Here is a 6,758-nt window from a genome sequence, read left to right as displayed (position 1 = left end):
AGAAAAATTGGCCATAAAAAACACCCCATAAATGTTAGTTGGTGTCTAACATTTACGGGGCAGTTCAAGTTTGCCTACAGTCAGAGGGGACAAATGTCCCTTCCTTCCTTCATTCTTTATATCTTGCTGAAATCGCGCTGAGCTCCCCTATAGCTTCCGATGATATTTTGATAACCTGGAAGCTGGCTGGAAAGTAAAGCACCAAAACCTTCGACATCGTTGCGCCAATCACGCTGTAATTCGCAAGCTACGCTAAACCAGTTCATAAGCTGCACACCGCCGTGGGCCATACGCGCTAAAGCCGCATCAGCTACCTGTTTGCTGACTGTTCCAGATGCATCCGTGACAGCGAATACTTCATAACCGGCGTTCATTGCGGAAAGTGCCGGGAAAGCAACGCAGACATCCGTAACAACGCCCGCGATGATTAGTTGTTTTTTTCCGGTTTCTTCGATTGCTTTAACAAAATCTTCATTATCCCATGCGTTAATTTGTCCAGGCCGAGCTATTTTTGGTGCGTGAGGAAAGAGTTCTTCCAATTCTTGCATGAGCGGTCCGTTCGGTCCGTTTTCAAAGCTCGTTGTTAAAATGACTGGCAAATCAAAAAACTTGGCGGTGTTGGCAAGAGCCATAACATTGTTCTTGAATTCATCAACACCATAATCACGCACTAGCCCTGAAATAAGACCGGTTTGATGATCCACTAGCAGAACGGCAGCATCATCTTTGGAAATACGAGAATAGAGATCAGACATTTTTAAAGTCCCCCTTTTATTAAAGCTATCGAAGAAAGTTCATATGTAGGGAAATTCCCCCAACTCCTTCGTTGGATGCAATCAGTTTATAACTTAACTGATTGTTATTTATAAGTTTATCTATAAACTTATAGCCTGTCAATCATATATATAATAAGATTCATTGACTATGGCTAATTAATCTAGAACAGGAGTGTGATCGATCCAATGAATGAATTGTTGTAAATAACGCTCAAGATAACGTTTTGTTTGATCGTCAGTAAGAACTTTCCGATCAGAATCAATCTTTTTATGTACTTGAGATATCAGCATTTTTTGAAATGGAAGAACATGAACTTGCATGGCCTCCAGTATTTGCCTGATTTGCATTTGAGCAAATGCAGTGCCCATTCCCCCAGGAGTTGCTCCGATCAGGCCAACTGGTTTTTTGGTAAGTACAGCGGACTCCCGAGGTCTTGATGCCCAGTCCAATGCATTTTTTAATACGCCTGGTATTCCGGAATTATACTCTGGGCTTACGATAATGATACCGTCAACATCCTGAATGGCTGATTTAAATGACGTCACTGCTTCTGGAACGCCACTTATTTCCAAGTCTTCGTTAAACAACGGAAGATCATGAATTTCGATCCAGCGAAATTGATAAGAATCAACCATACCTGTCAATGATTGTGCGATGATTCGATTATAAGAATTTTCCCGTAAACTGCCGCAAATAAGGCCAATGGTTCTGGTCATCTACTTCCCTCCCATTTTGAAATCATCTCCTATAGTACCATAATATACTAAAGTCAAAAAAGTGACGTTATTCCTAATCACTAAATATGGCAAAACATAATAGCTGGGTAAAAAGAACTTCCTAAAATAAACATGAATTCTAAATTGCATGCACCAAAGTCCCTCTTCCATTTTCTGAATATTTACAACATACTATAAACTATAAGGCGACCGGGAGGAGTGCTGAAATGGATGAAAAGAAAGTTACATGGTTAGAGCTCTTTTATGATTTGTTATTTGTGGCAGCCGTTGCGGGCGCCACTCATGTTTTACTGCATGTTGAAGATGGTTATATCCATCCAGAGTATTTATTTAAGTTCGTGTTGATTTTTATTCCTATCTGGTGGGCTTGGGTAGGCCAAACCATATTTATTAACCGGTTTGGTAAGGATGTATTTCATCAACGGCTATTTTTGATATTGCAAATGTTCTTTGTCCTCATTATGACATCAAGCCTATCTGTTGATTTTGATCCTTATTATCTTTCTTTTTTAATTGGTTATATTGGCTTAAGAGCCGTGACTGCCATCCAATACCTTGTTGTACAGCGGATAGAAGAGGGAGTTCGAAAAAAGGCAGCACTCTTTTTGGGAAGGTATTTTTGGATTGGAATTGCCATTTCATTGTTCTCCGTCCTTTTTGATTCCTGGCTTCGATATGCTGTGCTGTATTTGGGCATCCTGATCGATATCATCATCCCAATCCTTGGAAGAAAGTGCTTAGAAAAGGTTCCTACAAATACGGCCCACCTGTTGGAGCGCTTTGGCCTATTTACCATCATTCTCTTTGGGGAAGCTCTTGTGAGCACTCTTGCGGTCATTCAGCCTAAACAAGGAAATTGGGATTCGATAGCCTTTTCCATCATTTCATTTGTCCTGATAATAGCTATGTGGTGGCAATATTTCGATAACATGGAGAAAAAGGTCGACAAGTCTGTACAATCTTCCGGACAAATCATCATTTACGGTCATCTGTTTATTTTAATGTCCATAAGCATGATTGCAGCAGCCATCAGATTATTGTTTTTACATGAAGTCCATTATTCATTTATCCTATATTTTGTTTTCGGTTCCGTTTTGCTCTATTTCATGTCAACCACTTTTGTTTTCCATCAATATAGACATAAGCACCAGCGGTTGCAAATCTATCATTTAGGATTATTGTTAGGGATTTTAGCTATCTTTTTTATTTTTAATTTGTTTGTCGGGGTACCGAATATTGTGGTAATAGGCGAATTAACACTGTTTTTTATCATCTTTGCTAAACTAACGACTACATAATGAAGGAATCAAAGAAACCAGTATCAATTGATCATACTGGTTTCTTTGATTCGAGGATGGAAGTTTTTGCATTTGACACCCTATTGGTTTATTCATAAGCTGATTGTGACGAAGAAAGAATGAGGTGACATTCATGAAAGAAAACACAACGAATCCCACCGCATCTAATGAGGAACGACTAGGTTTAATGTTATGGTTCCGAATAACACGAATATATAACCAGAGCATCCGGGAATCCAATCAACATTTAAAGAAATGGAATCTATCGGCAGCCCAATTCGATATCCTGGTTCAAGTGGGTTCACATGAACGATTGTCTCAGCAAGAACTGGCAAACAAGCTTTTTGTGACAAAAGGCAATATCACTCAACTATTAAGGAAAATGGAAGAGTTGGGATTGATTAAACGGGAACAGGAATGGAAAACAAAATATCTTTCATTGACAGAGGAAGGAAAAGAGTTTTTTCATGAAGTTGTTCCAAAACAAGAGCATTTTCAAGCATCACAGTTTGCCAACTTGAATGAGGCGGAAAAGCAGCAGCTTTTGGACTTACTTAGTAAAGTGCAAGAATGAAAACAGATCACCCGTTTAAATGGTGATCTGTTTTTTTATCTCTGTTACTTCGGTTTTTTCATGAACAGTGAAAGCACCACATTCACGATGGCGAAAATCAAACTGATTTTAAATACAAGTGATGAACCTGAGGCAGCAGCTGCCGGTAAATCATTTGCCACATCAGTCAAGTAGCCATTTTGCTTCGCAGAGAATAGCGAAACCATGACCGCTATCCCAATTGCCCCTGATACTTGCTGTGATGTTTGCGTAATCGCGATGCCATCCGGATAGAATTGTTTTGGCAATGCATTCAATGTATTCGTTTGTACTGAAGCGAGTACCATGCCAATGCCGAGCATCATCACGATATGCGTAACAACCATGATCCATAGTGCTGTGTCTGTTCCATACATTGCATATAGCCCGTAGCCAATGACAACCATGATCGTTCCTGGTGTAATTACGGCACGAGGTCCATATCTATCGAACAGCTTGCCGATGATCGGAGCAAAAACGCAGTTCAATAGACTTCCTGGCAGCATGATCAGCCCAGTGGCGAACGCAGAAACCAATAACGCCATTTGCATATACATCGGTAAAACAACCAGCATCGATAACATGTTGAGGAATGTAATCATGTTCATCGTAAGACCTAGCACAAATAGTGGATATTTGAATGCTCTTAAATTCAACATCGGGTTTTCCATCTTTGTCTGACGGATTGCAAAGAAGATTAGGCCAATCAATCCAACGATGATCGTGCCAATTACCGTCATGCTCGTCCAACCATGATCCCCTCCTACACTTACACCGTATACAACTCCACCAAAGCCAATCGTCGATAACACAACTGATAAGATATCGATTGATACTTGTCGAGTTTCATTGACATTCGGAATATAGAGATAGCCGAAGATAAGCGAGAATAGCAAGAATGGAATCGTAAACCAGAATATCCAATGCCATGATAACGTATCTAAAATCATTCCTGCCAATGTAGGACCGAATGCTGGACCAGCCAAGATGACCAAGCCCATCACACCCATTGCCCCTCCGCGTTTATTAGGTGGGAAAATCGTGAAAATGACATTTTGCGTCAATGGCAAAATGATCGCCAATCCAGCAGCCTGAATGACACGGGCCGTCAATAACACGCTAAAAACCGGTGCTACTGCAGCGATGACCGTTCCGATGATCGAAAAAAATAAAGACGCCATGAACATTTGGCGTGTCGTGAATTTTTGCATTAAAATTCCTGTTACTGGCACTAAAATACCAAGCGTTAAAAAGTAGCCTGTTGCAAGCCACTGTATTGTCGTCGCATCCACGCCAAAAATATGGCTCAATTCACCTAAGGCGATGTTCAATGCGGTTTCACTAAATAGCCCAACAAAGCCTGCTACCAAAAGGGCAGCCATTATCGGCCCTGTTTTAATATTTTTATTATCCACTTGTTAAAACTCCTTCAATATATTGGGTAACATTTGCGAAATTACTTTTAGCGGCTTTGCCGATGTTTCGGCCAAACAAAGCATCATTGCCCCTTCGATGGAGGCTGTCATCATCAATGCAATATTGGAAGCTAACTCTTTTGAAAATCCATCTTCCATAAGCTTATTAAAATAAATCCCTTGAATTTTCACATAAAGTTTGCGCAAGCCTTTCGTACAGGATCACTTAATGTGGCCATTTCACTTACCATGCTGCTAAATGTGTAACCCGTAATCGTCCCTTCCCTTTCTAAATGGACGATTAACTTTTCAATCATGTATTTTGTCGCTTCTAACGTTGTCGGATACCGTTCAAAAATATCCACGATATCCGTCGTAATTACTTCATTCAAAGAATGAAGGCACGCGATTAATAATTCCTCTTTTCCATTAGGAAAATGGTGATAAAGCGAACCTTTCGTAACATTACATACTTTTAAGATTTCGCTTAGTCCAACACCTTTATATCCTTTTTGCTGGAAAAGAATCGTTGCATTCTCGATTATCAACGATTTTGTATCCATTTCCGTAGCACACCCCCACCATACCAACCGGTCTATTTGTTACTATAACAAAAAAAATTCTTTGGATGTAAGTACTTTTTTGCCTCTCTAAATAACGAATTCACAATTTAGACAAACTTTTTATAAACGGTATTTTAATTTTTCCATTCTATTATCAGTTGACAATTCGTATACATATGTATACATTTAACACAAGACAAAAGCGTATACATATGTATACACAAAAGGAGGTTTTAACATGAGAAACGAAGAACTCAAAAAAGAACGCCATCACAAAGGAAAAGACCACGGTTCACACCATCGTGGACCAAAAACATTTCGCCGCGGAAGGGCCATTGCTTTTTTAGAAATGATGAATGTTAAACGTTCAACCATTAAGGAACAGTTAGATAAACCAGAGTTTCAATCCATTAATCAAATCTTAGTCGGTGAATTGAAGGCCATTGATATGTTAATCAACGAATTCATTCAATTATTTGAAATACAAGAAAATGAAACAGCCGATAAGAAAAGTGAAGAAAGAGAAACTTCCAATAATGATGAGAAAGGAATGGAAATGAATGAAACAAATTAACAAGTATATCGATTCAGTATTTTATACCAAAGATGGCCTATTGGAAGAAGTCATTACGTCCATACAAGAAAACGGAATGCCGTCCATATCGGTATCCCCCTCATCCGGGAAACTTCTTACAATGCTTGTATCCATTTCAGGAGCTAAAAATGTTTTGGAAATAGGGGCTCTTGGGGGCTATAGCGGGATTTGCCTCGCCAGGGGATTCGGCAGCGAAGGAACATTAACCTCCCTTGAATTAAAGGAGGATTACGCAAAGTTAGCTTATGGCAATCTATCCAAAGCCGGCTTTGGCGATCAAGTATCATATATGACCGGAGCAGCTCTGCAAAGCCTTGAAAAACTCGTTCATGATAACAAGAAATTTGATTTTTTCTTTATAGATGCCGACAAGGACAATTATGAAAATTACCTGCAATATTGCATTAAGCTGGCGGAACCGGGTGCTTTGATCGTCATGGATAACGTACTTGCAAGGGGCAGTGTCGCAGATCCGGATGCTGAACCTGAACGTCACACTGCATTCATGAAGGAATTCAATGAAACGGTTGCCAAACACCCTCAATTGGAATCCGTGCTCATTCCGATCGGTGATGGGCTGACTCTTTCAAAGGTAAGTGCTCAAACTCACGAGTAAATTGCCCAATCTCACGAGTAAATCAGCTATATTCACGAGTTAAACAGCTAAATTTACGAGTAATGTGCTCAATTTCACGAGTAAATCAGCTATATTCACGAGTAAATTGCCCAATCTCACGAGTAAATCGCTCAATCTCACGAGTAATGGGCGAGTTCACGAGTA

The 6,758-nt window shown here is 39.8% G+C and carries 9 protein-coding genes; 4 read left to right on the top strand and 5 right to left on the bottom strand.

All coding sequences use genetic code 11. The features are described from left to right. Window positions 1–116: 116 nt before the first annotated feature. Window positions 117–755, bottom strand: coding sequence for an isochorismate family cysteine hydrolase YcaC (gene ycaC, locus ACFVSH_RS08790; RefSeq protein WP_387603566.1), 639 nt, complete (start codon window positions 753–755; stop codon window positions 117–119). Between the two features lie 177 nt (window positions 756–932). Continuing rightward, complete coding sequence (locus ACFVSH_RS08785; protein WP_387705601.1) at window positions 933–1,493, bottom strand: NADPH-dependent FMN reductase; 561 nt, start codon at window positions 1,491–1,493, stop codon at window positions 933–935. A gap of 227 nt (window positions 1,494–1,720) precedes the next feature. Between ACFVSH_RS08785 and ACFVSH_RS08780 the strand changes: the two genes are divergently transcribed. Beyond that, on the top strand, window positions 1,721–2,812 hold the full coding sequence (locus tag ACFVSH_RS08780) for a low temperature requirement protein A (RefSeq protein ID WP_387705599.1): 1,092 nt from the start codon (window positions 1,721–1,723) through the stop codon (window positions 2,810–2,812). A gap of 133 nt (window positions 2,813–2,945) precedes the next feature. Continuing rightward, window positions 2,946–3,386, top strand: coding sequence for a MarR family winged helix-turn-helix transcriptional regulator (locus ACFVSH_RS08775; RefSeq protein WP_387603557.1), 441 nt, complete (start codon window positions 2,946–2,948; stop codon window positions 3,384–3,386). Window positions 3,387–3,430: 44 nt separating this feature from the next. On the opposite strand, the gene ACFVSH_RS08770 is transcribed toward ACFVSH_RS08775, so the two are convergent. Genes ACFVSH_RS08770 through ACFVSH_RS08760 form a run of 3 tightly spaced genes read right to left on the bottom strand, consistent with a single transcriptional unit; the run spans window position 3,431 to window position 5,382 of the window. Then, a complete protein-coding gene (locus ACFVSH_RS08770; RefSeq protein ID WP_387705607.1) occupies window positions 3,431–4,786 on the bottom strand; it encodes a DHA2 family efflux MFS transporter permease subunit in 1,356 nt (451 codons plus the stop codon). 36 nt (window positions 4,787–4,822) lie between these two features. Continuing rightward, window positions 4,823–4,978, bottom strand: coding sequence for an LmrA/YxaF family transcription factor (locus ACFVSH_RS08765; protein ID WP_387705605.1), 156 nt, complete (start codon window positions 4,976–4,978; stop codon window positions 4,823–4,825). 29 nt (window positions 4,979–5,007) lie between these two features. Further along, complete coding sequence (locus tag ACFVSH_RS08760) at window positions 5,008–5,382, bottom strand: TetR/AcrR family transcriptional regulator (RefSeq protein WP_387705597.1); 375 nt, start codon at window positions 5,380–5,382, stop codon at window positions 5,008–5,010. A gap of 238 nt (window positions 5,383–5,620) precedes the next feature. Here ACFVSH_RS08760 and ACFVSH_RS08755 point away from each other — a divergent pair, with 238 nt between their 5' ends. After that, complete coding sequence (locus ACFVSH_RS08755) at window positions 5,621–5,956, top strand: hypothetical protein (RefSeq protein WP_387705595.1); 336 nt, start codon at window positions 5,621–5,623, stop codon at window positions 5,954–5,956. Beyond that, complete coding sequence (locus ACFVSH_RS08750) at window positions 5,943–6,593, top strand: O-methyltransferase (RefSeq protein WP_387705593.1); 651 nt, start codon at window positions 5,943–5,945, stop codon at window positions 6,591–6,593. The genes ACFVSH_RS08755 and ACFVSH_RS08750 overlap by 14 nt, the downstream gene beginning before the upstream one ends. Window positions 6,594–6,758: the final 165 nt, after the last annotated feature.

The organism is Peribacillus sp. NPDC058002, assembly GCF_042886655.1.
GTDB classification, from domain to species: domain Bacteria; phylum Bacillota; class Bacilli; order Bacillales; family DSM-1321; genus Peribacillus; species Peribacillus aracenensis.
This window is presented reverse-complemented; position numbering and strand designations above follow the sequence as displayed.

Excerpts from the sequence above, each read along its gene's own strand:
- ycaC (WP_387603566.1), bottom strand. The coding sequence starts at position 755 with ATGTCTGATCTCTATTCTCGTATTTCCAAAGATGATGCTGCCGTTCTG.
- ACFVSH_RS08785 (WP_387705601.1), bottom strand. The coding sequence starts at position 1,493 with ATGACCAGAACCATTGGCCTTATTTGCGGCAGTTTACGGGAAAATTCT.
- ACFVSH_RS08780 (WP_387705599.1), top strand. The coding sequence starts at position 1,721 with ATGGATGAAAAGAAAGTTACATGGTTAGAGCTCTTTTATGATTTGTTA.
- ACFVSH_RS08775 (WP_387603557.1), top strand. The coding sequence starts at position 2,946 with ATGAAAGAAAACACAACGAATCCCACCGCATCTAATGAGGAACGACTA.
- ACFVSH_RS08770 (WP_387705607.1), bottom strand. The coding sequence starts at position 4,786 with ATGGCTGCCCTTTTGGTAGCAGGCTTTGTTGGGCTATTTAGTGAAACC.
- ACFVSH_RS08765 (WP_387705605.1), bottom strand. The coding sequence starts at position 4,978 with ATGGAAGATGGATTTTCAAAAGAGTTAGCTTCCAATATTGCATTGATG.
- ACFVSH_RS08760 (WP_387705597.1), bottom strand. The coding sequence starts at position 5,382 with ATGGATACAAAATCGTTGATAATCGAGAATGCAACGATTCTTTTCCAG.
- ACFVSH_RS08755 (WP_387705595.1), top strand. The coding sequence starts at position 5,621 with ATGAGAAACGAAGAACTCAAAAAAGAACGCCATCACAAAGGAAAAGAC.
- ACFVSH_RS08750 (WP_387705593.1), top strand. The coding sequence starts at position 5,943 with ATGAAACAAATTAACAAGTATATCGATTCAGTATTTTATACCAAAGAT.